Source organism: Paracoccus alkenifer, assembly GCF_900108405.1.
Taxonomy (GTDB): Bacteria; Pseudomonadota; Alphaproteobacteria; order Rhodobacterales; family Rhodobacteraceae; genus Paracoccus; species Paracoccus alkenifer.
The window spans coordinates 570,954-586,142 of record NZ_FNXG01000002.1 but is presented as its reverse complement, the minus strand read 5'-3'; the positions used below and the strand labels follow the sequence as shown (position 1 = coordinate 586,142).

The window sequence follows — 15,189 nt, the reverse complement described above, 5'->3', positions numbered from 1 at the left end:
CGTTTCAGGGCGAGGCGGCTTGTGCCGCCTCGGTTTTCCATATGCCGTAACGCTCGCGCATATGGCGGATTGCGGCGTGATCTGCCGCGCCGCGGTCATGGCCGTCCACAACCAGATGCAGCAAGGCGTGCCGGCGGCTTGACTGCCCGTCGCGTGGCATCCGGTGGCGGTGATTCAGCCAGATGGGAATCCCGCGGCGTTCAAGATGGCCCGACAGCCACGGGTCATCCACGCTCCACAACACTTCGGGAATGTCGAAAGCCTCGGCATCGAAGAACTCTGGCCGCACCATGACGCCGCCAAAGCCGCATAAAATATCCACATAGCCGCTGGCAATGAACGGATGGGGCTTGTGCAAGGTCAGGGTGGCCGCGCGCCAAAGCCTGTAGGCCAGCGTCTTGGACCGACGTTGCGCGCGAGGTAGCCTTGTCCGAGGCCGCGCAGCCAATGGAATGTCGCCAATCTGCTTGCCCACCGCGACCAGAGCCGCAGCAGGGTGAACAGCCCGGTCGGCCTTGAACCTGACGTGCCAGTCAGGATCGGGCAGCATGTCGTCGTCGCAAAACAGGATGTCCACCGCCTGTCCCTGCAGATCGGCGACCGTTGGCAGCAGCTTGCTGGCAGGTCCGAAATCTTCGTCGCTGCGCACGATCCGGATCCCCGAGGGCAGGTCGGGCAGGCGCCCGTCCCAATCGGGAAAGCGCCGATAGCGGCGGGGAATGTTCACCCGGATTTCATCCGCCGGCAGGCTCTGGCGCTGCAACGCGCTCAGCGTGGGCACCAGAGTCGCAAAGCGTGGGGGAATCGTGCTTAGGGAAATGACCGTCGGATCACTGCCCGTTGCCGGGGGGGGGGGGGGACATCAACCGTTCACCCCAGCCCGATCAGCCCCATGCTTTCCAGCTTCAGCAGGACCTGCTGGGCGGCGTAATCCACGTCCACGCCCTCGGTCTGGACGCGCAGCTCGGGGTTTTCGGGGATCTCGTAGGGGTCTGAAATCCCGGTGAATTCCTTGATCTTGCCCTCGCGCGCCAGCTTGTAGAGACCCTTGCGGTCGCGGCGCTCGCATTCCTCAAGGCTGGTGGCGACGTGGACTTCGAGAAAGGCGCCGTATTGCTCGATCATCTGGCGCACGGCGCGGCGGGTGGCCGCATAGGGCGCGATCGGGGCGCATAGCGCGATGCCGCCGTTCTTGGTGATCTCGGACGCGACATAGCCGATGCGCATGATGTTGATGTCGCGGTGTTCCTTGGAAAACCCCAGCTCCGAGGACAGGTGCTTGCGCACCACATCGCCGTCGAGCAGCGTCACCGGACGCCCGCCCATCTCCATCAGCTTGACCATCAGCGCGTTGGCGATGGTGGATTTCCCCGACCCCGACAGCCCGGTAAAGAACACGGTGAACCCCTGCCTGTCGCGCGCGGGCGAGGTGCGGCGCAGCTGGGTCACCACCTCGGGGAAGCTGAACCACTCGGGGATTTCCAGCCCCTCGCGCAGGCGGCGGCGCAGTTCGGTGCCCGAGATGTCGAGGATGGTCGCGCCCTCTTCGACCTCGTCCCGGGGTTCGTATTGCGCGCGTTCCTGCACATAGACCATCTGTTTGAAGTCGACCATCTCGACCCCGATGTCGGCCTGATGCTTGCGAAACAGTTCCTGCGCGTCATAGGGACCGTAGAAATCCTGCCCCTGGCTGTTCTTGCCCGGCCCCGCGTGGTCGCGGCCGACGATCATGTGGGTCAGCCCGTGGTTACGGCGGATGATCCCGTGCCACACCGCCTCGCGCGGGCCGGCCATGCGCATCGCCAGGTTCAGCAGCGACAGATGGGTGGTGGCCGAGGGGTATTTGTCCAGCACCGCTTCATAGCAGCGCACGCGGGTGAAATGGTCCACGTCGCCGGGCTTGGTCATGCCGACGACCGGATGGATCAGCAGATTCGCCTGCGCCTCGCGCGCGGCGCGAAAGGTCAGTTCCTGATGGGCGCGGTGCAGCGGGTTGCGGGTCTGGAACGCCACGATCCGCCGCCAGCCCATCTTGCGAAAGAACGCGCGCAATTCGTTGGGCGTGTCGCGGCGGGCGCGGAAATCGTAATGGGTGGGCGGCTGGATGCCGGTGATCGGCCCACCCAGATAGACCGGCCCGGCCACGTTGTGCAGATAGTTGATCGCCGGATGCGCGAGGTCGTCGGTGCCGTTGCCGAACACCTTTTCGGCCTCGTGCTTCTTGTTCGGGGTCCAGCGGTCGGTGACCGACAGGATCGCCAGAATCACGCCTTCGGGGTCGCGCAGCGCGATGTCGGTGCCCGGCTCGATGCTGGCGGCGAATTCCTCGGACACGTCCAGCGTGACCGGCATCGGCCACAGCGCCCCCGAGGACAGCCGCATGTCGTTGACCACGCCGTCATAATCGGCCTCGGTCAGGAAACCCTTGAGCGGGTAGAACCCGCCGTTCATCAGCAGTTCCAGATCGCACATCTGCCGCTGGGTCAGATCCCAGGACGGCATTTCGCCGGCATCGACCTTGAGCTTTTGCGCCGAGTCGGCGTTGACGTAAAGTTCCGGAATCGGCACGAGGTTGGGCTGGCTCATCTGCACACTCGATCATCAGGACAAAGGATGCGCCTGCCGCAAATTGCTGCGGCGCGCGAAAGCAGGCTTAGCCCCGGCGCCCCGGCGCTGCAACAGCCAGTCGTTGCGAATTTTACCGGCCGTTTTCGCCGCGCCACGCGCGCCCGGCGCGAGCCTGCGGCGCGGGCGCGGCCGCGGACACGGCGGCGCGGGTCAGTCGGTCCCGGCGGCGGCCGGCGCCCGGTGCGGCTCGGTCGCGGCGGCGGGGGTGGTGGCGCGCTCGGCCATCCCCTCGGACGCCAGGAAATGCTCGGAATCCAGCGCCGCCATGCAGCCCATCCCGGCGCTGGTCACCGCCTGCCGATAGCTGTCGTCGGTCAGGTCGCCCGCCGCGAACACGCCCGGAACCGAGGTGCGGGTGGTGCCCGGCTCGACCCAGACATAGCCGCCCTCGCGCAGCTTCAGCTGGTCCTTGACCAGTTCCGAGGCGGGCGAATGGCCGATGGCGATGAACACTCCGTCCGCCGCGATCTTGCGGGTCGAGCCGTCCGCGGTCGAGCGCAGCACCGCCCCCGTCACCCCCAGCGGCTGGTCGGTGCCGGTGATCTCGGCGATCTCGTGGTTCCAGAGGATTTCCACCTTGGGGTGCTTGAACAGCCGGTCCTGCAACACCCGTTCGGCGCGCAGGCTGTCGCGGCGATGGACCAGCGTCACCTTGCTGGCGAAATTGGTCAGGAACAGCGCCTCTTCCACCGCCGTGTTGCCGCCGCCGACCACGATCACCTCGCGCCCGCGGTAAAAGAACCCGTCGCAGGTGGCGCAGGCCGAGACGCCAAAGCCCTGGAACCGGGTCTCGCTGTCCAGCCCCAGCCAGCGCGCCTGCGCCCCGGTGGCCAGAATCACCGCATCGGCCGTCCAGCGCGCACCGCTATCGCATTCGGCGGCAAAGGGCCGCTGCGACAGGTCGAGCCGGGTCACCGTGTCGGTGATGATCTCGGTCCCGACCTCGCGGGCGTGGGTTTCCATGCGCACCATCAACTCCGGGCCGGTAACCATGGTATCGCCCGGCCAGTTTTCCACATCGGTGGTGATGGTCAGCTGCCCGCCCGGCTGCATCCCCTGAATCAGCACCGGGTCCAGCATCGCGCGGGCCGCATAGACCCCCGCGGTATAGCCGGCCGGGCCGGAGCCGATGATCAGAACGCGGGTATGACGGGTCTGGGTCATGGGATATCCTTACCTGAGCCTAGAGGATGTAGCGTCGCCGGGCGTGGCTCACAAGCGGGCTATTCGCCCAGCCTCGATGCGGGGTCCAGTGCGGGGGTCACTGCGGGGGCCGAGGTGGCGGCGACGGGCCGCGCGGGCGGGTCCATCGCGACCACCACGGGGATCAGCGCCGCGATGCCCAGCAGCACCGCCAGCAGCACCGCGATCTCGACCAGGCCGGCGCGGGTCATCGGATCACGGCGCGGCTTCATCTCGCAGACCCCGCCCGGGCAGTGGCTGACCGCGCGGCGCATCACCAGCGGATACAGCTTGCAGCCCACGCAGATGCCGAACACGGCTTCGAGATACAGCAGCGTCATGCAGACCATGCAGGCCGCCATCAGCCACGGGCCGGCGATGTTGAAGCCCCAGATCATCACCATCACCGCCACCGCCAGCCCCAGCCCCAGCGACCAGGCAAAGCGTTTCTGCGGCGCGCCGGTGAATTCGGGTTCCTGATTGCCGACGATCAGCCGCGCCAGCACCAGGCTGGGGGCAAAGCGCGGGTTCACCAGCACCCGCAGCGCGAAATCGACAAAGAACAGCGTGACGACCAGACGCATCGGCAGGAAGTTTTCCAGCAGCGCCGCATTGACCGCGGCGATCACCGACATCAGCAGCAGGATACCGGCGGCGGCGCGGGCCTCGCGCTCGTTCAGCACCGGCACGTCATAGCCGGGACGGGTTTCTCCGAAAGAAAGTATGGCGGACATTAAAGGCTCCGTTTCGATTTCCACCCATCGTATGAATATCTTCGTATATACGCTATTGCTTCATCATGTCGCACCCCTGCCGGCGCCGGTGCTGCGCGGACAGGCGGCATTTTGAAACAATATTGCGCCTGTCGCGGCAAACCCGTAAGTTCCGCGCCGAAAGCAGGAGTGGACAGAACATGGCAAGCGCCAGGCTGGATGAAATCGACCGACTTATCCTGGCGGAATTGCAGGCAGACGGGCGGATGACCAACGTGGAACTGGCCCGCCGGGTCGGTATTTCGGCCCCGCCCTGCCTGCGCCGGGTCCGCACGCTGGAAGAACAGGGCTTCATCCGCGGCTATCACGCCGACGTCGCCCCTCGCGAGCTGGGATTCGAGGTGCAGGTCTTCGCCATGGTGCGCCTGCACAGCCAGTCCGAACGCGACCTGACCGCATTCGAGGAACTCGCCCGCGGCTGGGCGCTGGTGCGCGAATGCCACATGCTGAACGGCGAGATCGACTTTATCCTCAAATGCGTGGCGCCGGACCTGTCCAGCTTTCAGCGCTTTCTGACCGAACAGCTGACCGCGGCCGACAACGTGGCCAGCGTCAAGACCAGCCTGGTGATCCGCTGCGCCAAGGACGAACCCGGCGTGCCGTTCGAGCTGGTCGAGCCGCGCTAAAGCGCGATCGCGGAAATCAGCCGCCCGTAATCGGCCGCGCCCTGGTGGGTGGCGCGGCGATAGCTGAAAAACCGCTCGGGGTCGCCATAGGTGCAATGGCCGATCCATTCGGCCTCGACCCCCAGTTCGCGCAGCGCGGCCAGCCCGAATCCCGGCAGGTTGAACATCGGCCGCCCGTTTGGCCCGCCGGAAAAGAACCGCGCGTGGCTGTCGTCCTCGATCAGAAAGCGGTCCATGAAATCCTCGCCCACCTCATAGGCGCGCTGGCTGATGCAGGGGCCGATCACCGCGCGGATGTCCTGCGCCCCGGCCGCGCGCATGGCCGCCACCGTCGCCTCCAGAATCCCGCCCAGCGCGCCTTTCCAGCCGGCATGGGCGGCGGCGATCACCCCCGCCGCGGGGTCGGCCAGCAGGATCGGCTGGCAATCGGCGGTCAGCACCGAAATCGCCACCCCCGGCACGGTCGAGACGATGGCGTCGGCCTCGGTCGCGGCCACCTCGTCCAGATCCTCCCCCCCCGTCAGCGTCACCACCAGGTCGGAATGGGTCTGGTGCACCGTCGCCAGCCGGTCCGGCCCCACCCCCATCGCCGCGGCCACCCGCGCGCGGTTGATCGCCACGATCTCGCGCTGGTCGGTCGAGCCGCGGCCGCAGTTCAGCCCCGAAAACAGCCCCGACGAGGCCCCGCCCTTGCGGGTAAAGAACCCGTGGCGCAGCGGGCGCAGGGCGGGATGGGTCAGGATTTCCAGCGTCATAGGGTCAGCGTCATCGGGTCAGCGTCATGGGGTCAGCGTCATCGGGCCAATGCAGGATCAGGCGTCAGGTTGCGGGGCCGGCCCCGCCGGGGCCGGAACGGTCGTGCGGCGCGGCTCCGTCGCGCAGCGGCAGCGGGCGGAACCCCGGCGGCGGCGGCGAATCCTTAGCCCAGACGGCCATCGCCTTGAACAGGTGACCCATCCGCGCGGGCGCGGTCAAGCGGTCCAGTGCCTCGGCCGCACCTGTATCGCCGGCAGCAGCCAGCCGCGCCGCCCGCGCCTCGATCCCCAGCGCCCTAAGCCACGGGCCTTGCGGTTCGGGAACCGACGCGAGCGCACCCGCGCGGATCGCGGCCGCGGCCAGCGGCGCGAAATCGACATGGGCGGTCAGGTCGGCGTCGCCCGGATGGGCCAGCGGGTCGTCATGGGCGTGCGCGCGCAGCGCTTGCAGACTGTCGCCGCGCCCGTCCCAGGTGCCATAGTCGATGACGATGGCCGCGCCGCCGTGGCTGGCGATGCGCCCGGCGACCAAGGCCATGATCGCCGCACCCTCGGGGCAGGTCTCGCGGATCTCGCCCTCGGGTCCGTCAAGGGGCAGCGGCTGCGGCGCGCCCAGCGCCAGCGCCAGAGCGCCCGAGGCATCCAGCGTCACCATGCGCTCGGCCCAGCCTTGCGCGGTGCGCTGGATTTGCCGGATCGGCAGCGCGTCAAAGAACTCATTCGCGATCAGGAACAGCGGCGCCTGCGGCAGATCGGCGACGGAATCGAGATGCAGCACCTCGCCCAGCCGCTCGCGCTGCATCCCGCGCAGATGCGACGAGGTCTCGACCAGCGCCACCGTTGCTGCCTGCCGAAACCCCGGCACGCGGGCGGTGGCGCGCAACACATCCGCCATCAGCGTGCCCCGCCCCGGCCCCAGCTCGGCCAGTGTGAACGGCACCGGCGCGCCCTGATCCAGCCACGACTGCGCAATGGCCAGCCCGACGAGTTCACCGAACATCTGGCTGATTTCCGGCGCGGTGGTGAAATCGCCGTGCGTGCCAAAGGGATCGCGGGTCGAATAATACCCGTGCTGCGGATGCATGAGGCACAGCCGCATATAGTCGTCCAGCGCCATCGGCCCTTCGGCCCGGATGCGGGCGGCGATGATCCTGGCCAGCGGCGTCACCGCGACCTCAGCGCCCACAGGATGAACCCCACGCCCACCGTCACCATCGGCAGCGACAAAACCTGCCCCATGGAGAGGCCCCAGACCGGCCCGCCCAGCACATGGCCCAGCGGATTGTCGGGGGTAATGAAACGGGCGTCGGCCTGACGGAAGAACTCGACCACGAAACGCGCCAGCCCGTAGCCGGCCAGAAACACCCCCAGCGCCAGCCCCGGCCGCGCCAGCCCGCCGCGGCGCACCAGAACCAGCAGCACCAGCACCAGAACCAGCCCCTCAAGCCCGGCCTCATACAGCTGGCTGGGGTGGCGGGCGCAGGGGCCGATGACGCCGGGGCAATCCTGCGCGGCCTCGCCGGGAAAGATCACCCCCCAGGGCGCATCGGTCGGGCGGCCCCAAAGCTCGGCGTTGATGAAATTGGCCAGCCGCCCCAGCAGCAGCCCGACCGGCGCCGCCACCGCCAGCGCATCGGCCAGCCGCAGCGCCGCAATGCCGTGGCGCCGCGCCCAGGCCCAGGCGGCCAGCACCACACCCAGAAAACCGCCGTGAAACGACATGCCGCCCTGCCAGACCTTGATGATCTCGGCGGGGTGCGACAGGTAATAGCCCGGCTCGTAGAACAGCACGAAACCCAGCCGCCCGCCCAGGATCACGCCGCCCACCACCCAGGTCAGCAGCTCTTCGACCTGCTCGGGGCGCATGGGCGCGACCCCGCCCCAAAGCCCGGGACGCCGCATCAGCGCCACGATCATCCGCCAGCCGATCAGCAGCCCGGCCAGATAGGCCAGCGCATACCAGCGCAGCGCGAACTCACGCCCGCCGATGGTAATCGCGAACACGTCCGGCGAGATTTCGGGAAATGGGATCATGGTTTCCTCGTGGACCGCCGGGAATTGGCCGATTGTGCTTGGCCGCGCCGCGCCACGCTGTCAACCGCAGCGCCCCTGACAGGTGATCATTGAAGCGAGAGCGCCGCGGCGCCATATAAGCCCCGACGCAGGACGCGAAAGGACGACATCATGACCACCCAGGGCAGCGGGCCGAACCGTTTTCTGGACGACATGTCCCGGCTGATGACCAATGCGATGGGCGTGGCCCAGGGCGCGCGGGACGAGGCCGAGACCGCGATGAAAAGCTGGGTGGACCGCTGGCTGGCGGACCGCAACTTCGTCACCCGCGAGGAATTCGAGGCGGTCCGCGACATGGCCGTCAAGGCCCGCACCGAAAACGCCGAACTGCGCGCCATGATCGCTGCGCTGCAAGACAAGGACTCAGAGCCGGACCAGCCGGTCGGCTGAGCGCCCCCCGCGGCCGCCGCACCGGCGGCAGGGCCGCAATGGGTATTTCAGCCAGAAAGAAGCCCGCAGCCCGTCGCGCCATGTGACTTCTTTCTGGTCCAAATACCCATGCAGCGGCGACGCCGGGCGTGACGGGTCGTCAAACCGCCGCTGCTCAGGAATCGGGCGCCACGGACTGCCGCAGCCGGCCGGTGCTGTCGAACAGCAGAATCGTGCCCGCTCCGGTGACCACCACCGTCCAGTCGCGGGCAAAGGTGACGGCGGCGGCGGTTTCCCCCTGCGGCAGGGTGATCGCGGCGGGCAGTTGCGGCAGCGACGGCGACAGCCGCAGCCACAGCGTCGCCGCCACCGCCGCGATGCCCAGCATCATCACCAGCGCCAGCGCCGTCACCAGCCGGCGCAGCCAGGCCAGTTCCGGCACTTTCCCCGCTCTGCTCTCTGCCTTATCATGCGCCGCCATGCCCGACCTCGTCCTGACCCTCGCGGCCGACCTGCCGCCGACCGAACCCCTGCGGCTTGATAAGGCGCTGGCCACGGCGGCGCCAGCGTCGGCGTCGCTGTCGCGCTCGCGCATCGTGCGGCTGATCGCCGAGGGCGCGGTGCGTGGCCCGGGCGGAGTGGTGCATGACGGCAAGGCCCGCGCCATCCCCGGCGAATATGTGATCACAATCGGCGCGCCCGAACCCATCGACGCGCGCCCCGAAGCCATTCCGCTGACCATCGTCCATGAGGATGACGATCTGATCGTCATCGACAAGCCCGCCGGCATGGTGGTGCATCCGGCGCCCGGCAGCCCCTCGGGGACGCTGGTCAACGCGCTGCTGGCGCATTGCGCGGGCAGCCTGTCGGGGATCGGCGGCGCGCTGCGCCCCGGCATCGTGCATCGTATCGACAAGGACACCTCGGGGCTGCTGGTCGTCGCCAAGACCGACCGCGCCCATCACGCGCTGGCCCGTCAGTTCGAGGATCACAGCGCCTCGCGCCGTTATCTGGCGCTGGCACATGGGGTGATCGACCCCGCCGACCCGCGGCTGCGCGGCCTGCCGGGCGTCAGTTTCGAACCCGGCGGGGTGCTTAGGGTCGCCACCAACATCGGCCGCCACCCCACCGACCGCCAGCGCCAGGCGGTCAGCGCCACCCATGGCCGCCACGCGGTGACGCGGGCGCGGATGCTGGAAAGCTTTGGCCGGCCTCCGGCCGCGATGCTGGCGGAATGCCGGCTGGAAACCGGGCGCACCCACCAGATCCGGGTGCATCTGGCCCATTGCGGGCTGGGATTGATCGGCGATCCGGTGTATGGTGGCGCGCGTCGCGCCTCGGCCCGCGCGCTTGGGTCTGCTGCTGCTGCCGCCGTCGCCGCTTTCCCCCGGCAGGCGCTGCACGCCGCGCATCTGGGCTTTGACCACCCCGCCGACGGGCGCAGGCTGAACTTTGACAGCCCCCTGCCCCCGGACATGACGACACTGGCCGCAGCCCTGCGTGGAACCGGCCCCGACACCCAGCGTTCAGACATATGAGTCGCGGCCCCTTGCCGCACAAGGATGACCATGGCGAATTACACGAAACTGCCCGCCCCCAGCCCCGAACAGGGTCTCAACCGCTACCTGCAAGAGATCCGCAAGTTCCCCCTGCTTGAGCCCGAGGAAGAGTTCATGCTGGCAAAGGCATGGGTGGACCATCAGGACAGCGACGCCGCGCACAGGCTGGTCACCAGCCATCTGCGGCTGGCCGCCAAGATCGCCATGGGCTATCGCGGCTACGGCCTGCCGCAGGCCGAGGTGATTTCCGAGGCCAACGTCGGGCTGATGCAGGCGGTCAAGCGTTTTGACCCCGACAAGGGGTTTCGGCTGGCCACTTATGCGATGTGGTGGATCCGCGCCTCGATCCAGGAATACATCCTGCGCTCGTGGTCGCTGGTCAAGATGGGCACGACCAGCGCGCAGAAAAAGCTGTTTTTCAACCTGCGCAAGGCCAAGGCCAAGCTGGGCGCCTTTGAAGAGGGCGACCTGCGGCCGGAAAACCTGGCCCGCATCGCCCATGACCTGAGCGTCACCGAAAGGGAAGTGATCGAGATGAACCGCCGCATGTCGGGGGGCGACGCCTCGCTGAACGCGACGGTGGGCTCGGCCGATGGCGATTCGACCGCGCAATGGCAGGACTGGCTTGAGGATGAAAGCGCCGATCAGGCCGGCGATTACGCCGAGGCCGATGAGCTGGACACCCGCAGATCCATGCTGGCGGCCGCGATGGACGTGCTGAACGACCGCGAGCGCGACATCCTGACCGAGCGCCGGCTGCGCGACGACCCGGTGACGCTGGAACAGCTGTCCACCCGCTATGGCGTCTCGCGAGAGCGTATCCGCCAGATCGAGGTGCGCGCCTTTGAAAAGCTGCAAGAGCGGATGCATCGGCTGGCCAGCGAAAAGGGGCTGGAAATCGGGCAGGAATAGGGGCGCCGATCTTTTGCGCCCGGGGTGTGTGCCCCTTGATCCCCTGCCGCGGGTGGGGCATCGGGTTGCAGTGCGTGACGATCAAGGGTTGACGGCGATGAAAGCTTTGGCTGCGGTTCTGGTGGTGTTTGCCGCATTGACGACCCCTGCGGTCGCGCAGGTTGTGGGCACGGCGGATTCCATCGCCGTCGCGCTGCGCGATTACGGGCTGAAAGCCGACAAGGGTGTCGATGACGACGGCGACCCGAAAATCCAGTCGCGCATCGACGGGGTGCATTTTTCGATCTGGTTCTATGGCTGCGAGGATGCGACGTGCAGCTCGGTCGAGTTTCGCGCGGGCTTCGATCTCGACAGCCCGCTCAGCGCCGCCAAGGTGAACGAGTGGAACCGGACCAAGCGCTTTGGCAAGGCCTGGATCGACGACGAAGGCGACCCGTTCCTGGAAATGCTGGTGCCCCTGGCCGAGGACGGAATGAGCGACAGCGGCTTTGAGCTGGTGCTGGACATGTGGCGCGTCGGCACCTCCGAGTTTTCCGCTTTCATCGGCTGGTGACTGGCCGGGCAGGACGGCGCCGTTCCGCCTGCGGGGCGCCGGAAACCGACGCGAGGCTGCGCCGTGGCCGGGGCTTTCGGACCCGCGCGCCCGATTCGCCACCGCGGGCGGCATCGCCCCCGCACAGGTGCGGCGCGGGCCGGGTGCCGCTTGCGGCCCGGGACTGGACGAACAACCCGGAATCGGCACAATCACCTTGGGGCCATGCCGCATCCGGCAAGCGTCCCCGGCACGACCACAACGGAGATTTCGGCCACCGTGACCGCATTGACGCAGTTCCAGCGGCTTGAAGCGGCGGGGGTGTGGCGACCCCGACCGGACGGGCGGCTGCATGACGTGATCGTGTCCTTCGGGGACGCCACGCTGATCCTGCGCGACCCCCGCTCGGAAGAGCCGCTGTCTCATTGGTCGCTGCCTGCGGTGACACGGCTGAACCCCGGGCAGCTGCCTGCGATTTTCGCCCCCGGCGACGCGGCCCAGGACGAGGTGGTCGAGATCGACGACCAGCTGATGGTGCAGGCGATCGAACGGGTCCATTCCGCCATTGCCGCCAGCCGCCCGCACAAGGGGCGCCTGCGCGCAGCGCTGGTCTGGTCGATGGCGGCGGCGGCGGCATTGGCGGCGGTCATCTGGCTGCCGGGCGCGTTGATCGCCCATGCCGCACGGATCGCGCCCCCCGTGCAGCGCACCGCCGTCGGGCTGGCGATGCTTGCCGACATGCGGCAGACCACGGGGGCGGCCTGCGACCGGCCCTCGGGCGCGGCGGTTCTGGACCGGCTGTCCGCGCGGCTGCTGGGGCCCGAGGGCCGTATCGTGGTGCTTCCGGCCACGATGCGGGGCGCGCGGGCTTTGCCGGGGCGGATCGTGGTGATCGGCGACGACATGATCGCGGGCGAAGCCGGCCCCGCCGTCGCCGCGGGACATGTGCTTGCCGCCGATGTCGCCGCGGCCGGCGCCGACCCGCTGGCCGCGGTGCTGCGCGATGCGGGGCTGGGGGCGGCGCTGAAGATGCTGACGTCGGGCGAGTTGACGGCGACGGCCATCGCCGGACAGGGCTCGGCGCTGCTCTTGCGTCCCGCCCCGCGCCCCGACGACGAGGCGCTGCTGGCCCGGATGCAAGAGGCCGGGGTTTCCAGCCAACCCTATGCCCGCTCGCTCGACCCCAGTGGAGAAACCGTGCTGACCCTGATCGAGGCCGACCCGTGGCACGCATCCGATCCGCCCGAGCCGCTGATGACCGAGGGCGAATGGCTGCAATTGCAGCAGATCTGTTCCCGCTGAGCCGGGCAACAACATCATCCCTCGGCAGGGCCGCGGCGTCCTGAAACATGCCGGTCCCATATCCCCGCCTGTCATCGCCGCGCGACCAGCCGGGTGAACCCCGCCTTGCGCAGGCGATCCGCCATGCGCACGATGGCCTCTCGCCCCTCCAGCGGTCCGACCATGATCGCAAGGCCAGCGTCGTCGCGCGGCTTTGTCCGCACCACCGGCAATCCCATTGCGACCAGGCTTGCGGCAGTGGCCTGTGCCTGATCCGGGTCCGTGAAGACCCCGACCTCAAGATAGCGCGCGCCGGCCGGGATCAGCAGCGGCCCGGCCCCGCCGGTTTCAGGGGAAGAACCCGGAGCCCCGGGCTGGGCAGCCGCCGGCGAGGGCACGGCCGCCTTGGGCCGCGAGGTCTCGGTCGTTCTGACCGCAGCGGGCGGCGCAACCGGCTGCGTTGCAGCCTTCAGGCGCGGCTCTTGCACCGAGCCGGGCAAATCCGCCGCGATATCCGGCGGGGCAGTCCCGGTCGGCGCCGGATCAGCCGATGCGATCGGGGCTCGCGCGGGCGCGTGGGCGGACAGCAGGGGCAGGTCGGGCGTCAGCCCGCCCTCGGCCTTGCCGCACAACCCCAGAGGATCGCCGCCGCCCACCAGTTCGCACAGAGCTTCAGCACGACCGGCCCCGACCAGCTGTCGCCGCAGAGCCGGGGCATGGGCCAGCATCCGGCCGACATTCAGCGGATCGGGCAGCGGATCGGGATCGGCAGAGCCGAGAGCGCTGCTTTCACCCTTGTCTGGTGTCTGCGGCCCAAAGGCACGGGGCGCGCCTGCAAGCTTGGCAGGCGCCGGATCAGCCAGTTCGCCTGCTTGCATGTTGGTGATGATCGTCTCGGTCAGGATCCGCTCGATCTGCACGGCGCGGGGTTCAGGCTCGGGCGACGTCTCTCGTCCCGGGCGCAGGGCAAGCGTCGGCGGCAGGCCGCAGATCGGCGCGCCATCGCGGGCCAGCCGCGCACGCCAGCCGGCCTCGGTCCTCAGAAACACGCAACCGGCCGAATCGATATACTGAAGGCCGGAAAAATCTGACGGGGGTTCCTCGGCCGGCCTGTGCGAATCCCTGGGGTCCGCAGGGGGGCCGTCCGCGCGGCGCGGGCCGGTTTCCCCCGCCTGCGCCGGCAGGCCGAGGGCAAAAACCATGATGAACAACAGCGCGACAACCCGCAGCCACATCGCCGACCCTTTCGTGCAAAGCCACGATTCGCGACTTTGGGTCAACTCATAGCGGGCGGTTGCTAACCGCCGGTTAACGCGCGCTCATTTCGTGCCGAAAAGCCGGTCCCCCGCATCGCCAAGCCCGGGCACGATATAGCCATGCTCGTCCAGCCGCTCGTCCAGCGCGGCGGTGAGGATGGGCACGTCGGGGTGCGCCGCGGCCATCCGGCGCACGCCTTCGGGTGCCGCCAGCAGGCACAGAAAGCGGATGTTCCGCGCCCCTTTTTCCTTGAGCAGATCAATCGCCGCCACCGAACTGTTTCCCGTGGCCAGCATCGGATCGACCACGATCACCATGCGCTCGTCCAGCTCGCCGGGCACCTTGTCGTAATATTGCACCGGGCGCAGCGTGTCGGGATCGCGATACAGCCCGATGAACCCGACCCTCGCCGAGGGCACAAGTTCCAGGATTCCGTCCAGCAGCCCGTTTCCCGCCCGCAGAATCGAGACCAGCGCCAGTTTCTTGCCCTTGAGCAGCGGCGCCTCGGTCTCGCACATCGGAGTGCGGATGCGGGTGGTGCGCAGTTCCAGGCCGCGCGTCACCTCATACGCCAGCAGCAGGCTGATTTCCCGCAAAAGCCGGCGGAACGTGGCGGTCGAGGCGCCCTCGTCGCGCATCAGCGTCAACTTGTGCTGGACCAGCGGGTGGTCGACGATGGTCAGGCTGGGGTGCAAGGGCATGGAAATCTCCGTCTCGGCGGGCATCTGTCAATCTTTTGTCAAGGATTTCATGCGCAATCTGGCGAAAGCGGGCGAATCGAAAGGACCGTGACGATGTAACAGCAATTTCTATCCGCCCAGATGACCGCTGTCGAAACGGCCGGGCAGCAGCTCGCCCACGGTGGTGGCCACGGATCTGCCGTCCAGCGTGGCCAGCAGCACCGGCGTTTCGCTGCGCGCGAATTCGGCCAGTTTCTGGCGGCAGCCCCCGCAGGGCGGCGCCGGCTGGGCGCTGGCGGAAAACACGCAGACCTCGATGATTTCGGTCTCGCCGGCCGCGACCATGGCGGCGATGGCACCGGCCTCGGCGCAGGTGCCCTCGGGGTAGGACACATTCTCGACGTTGCAGCCGGTATAGACCGCACCCGATACGCCCCGCACCGCGGCCCCGACCTTGAAGCCGGAATAGGGGGCATAGGCGGATTTGCGAACTCGGCGGGCGGCGTCGATCAGGGACATGGGCTTACCTTTGTTGTCACGCCATCATTCATTCCACGGCGCG

At 68.3% G+C, this 15,189-nt stretch carries 17 protein-coding genes; 6 read left to right on the top strand and 11 right to left on the bottom strand.

The genetic code is table 11. From position 1 onward, the window contains the following. Nucleotides 1-4: 4 nt before the first annotated feature. The 4 genes from BLW83_RS07000 to BLW83_RS06985 form a co-directional block, all read right to left on the bottom strand. Complete coding sequence (locus BLW83_RS07000; RefSeq protein WP_218139087.1) at nucleotides 5-781, bottom strand: glycosyltransferase family A protein; 777 nt, start codon at nucleotides 779-781, stop codon at nucleotides 5-7. 89 nt (nucleotides 782-870) lie between these two features. Next, nucleotides 871-2,586 (bottom strand): bifunctional sulfate adenylyltransferase/adenylylsulfate kinase, encoded by a 1,716-nt coding sequence (locus BLW83_RS06995; protein ID WP_090846958.1) that lies wholly within the window; start codon nucleotides 2,584-2,586, stop codon nucleotides 871-873. Between the two features lie 192 nt (nucleotides 2,587-2,778). After that, nucleotides 2,779-3,792 carry a thioredoxin-disulfide reductase gene (gene trxB / locus BLW83_RS06990; protein ID WP_090846956.1) on the bottom strand — a complete coding sequence of 338 codons (1,014 nt, stop codon included), beginning with the start codon at nucleotides 3,790-3,792 and terminating at the stop codon, nucleotides 2,779-2,781. A 59-nt stretch (nucleotides 3,793-3,851) separates the two neighbouring features. Continuing rightward, nucleotides 3,852-4,544, bottom strand: coding sequence for a DUF4395 domain-containing protein (locus tag BLW83_RS06985; RefSeq protein WP_090846954.1), 693 nt, complete (start codon nucleotides 4,542-4,544; stop codon nucleotides 3,852-3,854). Nucleotides 4,545-4,723: 179 nt separating this feature from the next. Here BLW83_RS06985 and BLW83_RS06980 point away from each other — a divergent pair, with 179 nt between their 5' ends. Next, a complete protein-coding gene (locus BLW83_RS06980; RefSeq protein WP_090846952.1) occupies nucleotides 4,724-5,209 on the top strand; it encodes an Lrp/AsnC family transcriptional regulator in 486 nt (161 codons plus the stop codon). On the opposite strand, the gene pgeF is transcribed toward BLW83_RS06980, so the two are convergent. From pgeF to lgt, 3 genes are all read right to left on the bottom strand, one after another. Next, a complete protein-coding gene (gene pgeF, locus BLW83_RS06975; protein ID WP_090846950.1) occupies nucleotides 5,206-5,964 on the bottom strand; it encodes a peptidoglycan editing factor PgeF in 759 nt (252 codons plus the stop codon). The two genes, BLW83_RS06980 and pgeF, sit on opposite strands and share 4 nt — an antisense overlap. A 64-nt stretch (nucleotides 5,965-6,028) precedes the next feature. Continuing rightward, on the bottom strand, nucleotides 6,029-7,132 hold the full coding sequence (locus BLW83_RS06970; protein WP_090847551.1) for a class I SAM-dependent methyltransferase: 1,104 nt from the start codon (nucleotides 7,130-7,132) through the stop codon (nucleotides 6,029-6,031). Continuing rightward, nucleotides 7,129-7,998, bottom strand: coding sequence for a prolipoprotein diacylglyceryl transferase (gene lgt, locus BLW83_RS06965; RefSeq protein ID WP_090846948.1), 870 nt, complete (start codon nucleotides 7,996-7,998; stop codon nucleotides 7,129-7,131). The genes BLW83_RS06970 and lgt overlap by 4 nt, the downstream gene beginning before the upstream one ends. A 150-nt stretch (nucleotides 7,999-8,148) precedes the next feature. Here lgt and BLW83_RS06960 point away from each other — a divergent pair, with 150 nt between their 5' ends. Next, nucleotides 8,149-8,427, top strand: a complete 279-nt coding sequence (locus BLW83_RS06960) for an accessory factor UbiK family protein (RefSeq protein ID WP_090846946.1) — start codon at nucleotides 8,149-8,151, stop codon at nucleotides 8,425-8,427. Between the two features lie 154 nt (nucleotides 8,428-8,581). Here the strand turns inward: BLW83_RS06960 and BLW83_RS06955 are convergent, their stop codons facing one another. Further along, nucleotides 8,582-8,887, bottom strand: coding sequence for a DUF6476 family protein (locus BLW83_RS06955; protein WP_090846944.1), 306 nt, complete (start codon nucleotides 8,885-8,887; stop codon nucleotides 8,582-8,584). Between BLW83_RS06955 and BLW83_RS06950 the strand changes: the two genes are divergently transcribed. From BLW83_RS06950 to BLW83_RS06935, 4 genes are all read left to right on the top strand, one after another. Beyond that, complete coding sequence (locus tag BLW83_RS06950) at nucleotides 8,886-9,944, top strand: RluA family pseudouridine synthase (RefSeq protein ID WP_090846943.1); 1,059 nt, start codon at nucleotides 8,886-8,888, stop codon at nucleotides 9,942-9,944. The genes BLW83_RS06955 and BLW83_RS06950 overlap by 2 nt on opposite strands. Nucleotides 9,945-9,974: 30 nt before the next feature. Then, nucleotides 9,975-10,877 carry an RNA polymerase sigma factor RpoH gene (gene rpoH, locus BLW83_RS06945; RefSeq protein ID WP_090847549.1) on the top strand — a complete coding sequence of 301 codons (903 nt, stop codon included), beginning with the start codon at nucleotides 9,975-9,977 and terminating at the stop codon, nucleotides 10,875-10,877. 97 nt (nucleotides 10,878-10,974) lie between these two features. Next, nucleotides 10,975-11,430, top strand: a complete 456-nt coding sequence (locus BLW83_RS06940; protein WP_090846941.1) for a YbjN domain-containing protein — start codon at nucleotides 10,975-10,977, stop codon at nucleotides 11,428-11,430. 258 nt (nucleotides 11,431-11,688) lie between these two features. Further along, nucleotides 11,689-12,711: a hypothetical protein gene (locus tag BLW83_RS06935; RefSeq protein ID WP_090847547.1), complete on the top strand. Its 1,023-nt coding sequence runs from the start codon at nucleotides 11,689-11,691 to the stop codon at nucleotides 12,709-12,711. A 71-nt stretch (nucleotides 12,712-12,782) separates the two neighbouring features. Here the strand turns inward: BLW83_RS06935 and BLW83_RS06930 are convergent, their stop codons facing one another. From BLW83_RS06930 to BLW83_RS06920, 3 genes are all read right to left on the bottom strand, one after another. Beyond that, a complete protein-coding gene (locus BLW83_RS06930; protein ID WP_090846939.1) occupies nucleotides 12,783-13,925 on the bottom strand; it encodes an SPOR domain-containing protein in 1,143 nt (380 codons plus the stop codon). An 84-nt stretch (nucleotides 13,926-14,009) separates the two neighbouring features. Continuing rightward, nucleotides 14,010-14,648, bottom strand: a complete 639-nt coding sequence (gene upp, locus BLW83_RS06925) for a uracil phosphoribosyltransferase (RefSeq protein WP_177172528.1) — start codon at nucleotides 14,646-14,648, stop codon at nucleotides 14,010-14,012. A 108-nt stretch (nucleotides 14,649-14,756) separates the two neighbouring features. Then, nucleotides 14,757-15,146, bottom strand: coding sequence for a cytidine deaminase (locus tag BLW83_RS06920; RefSeq protein ID WP_090846937.1), 390 nt, complete (start codon nucleotides 15,144-15,146; stop codon nucleotides 14,757-14,759). Nucleotides 15,147-15,189: the final 43 nt, after the last annotated feature.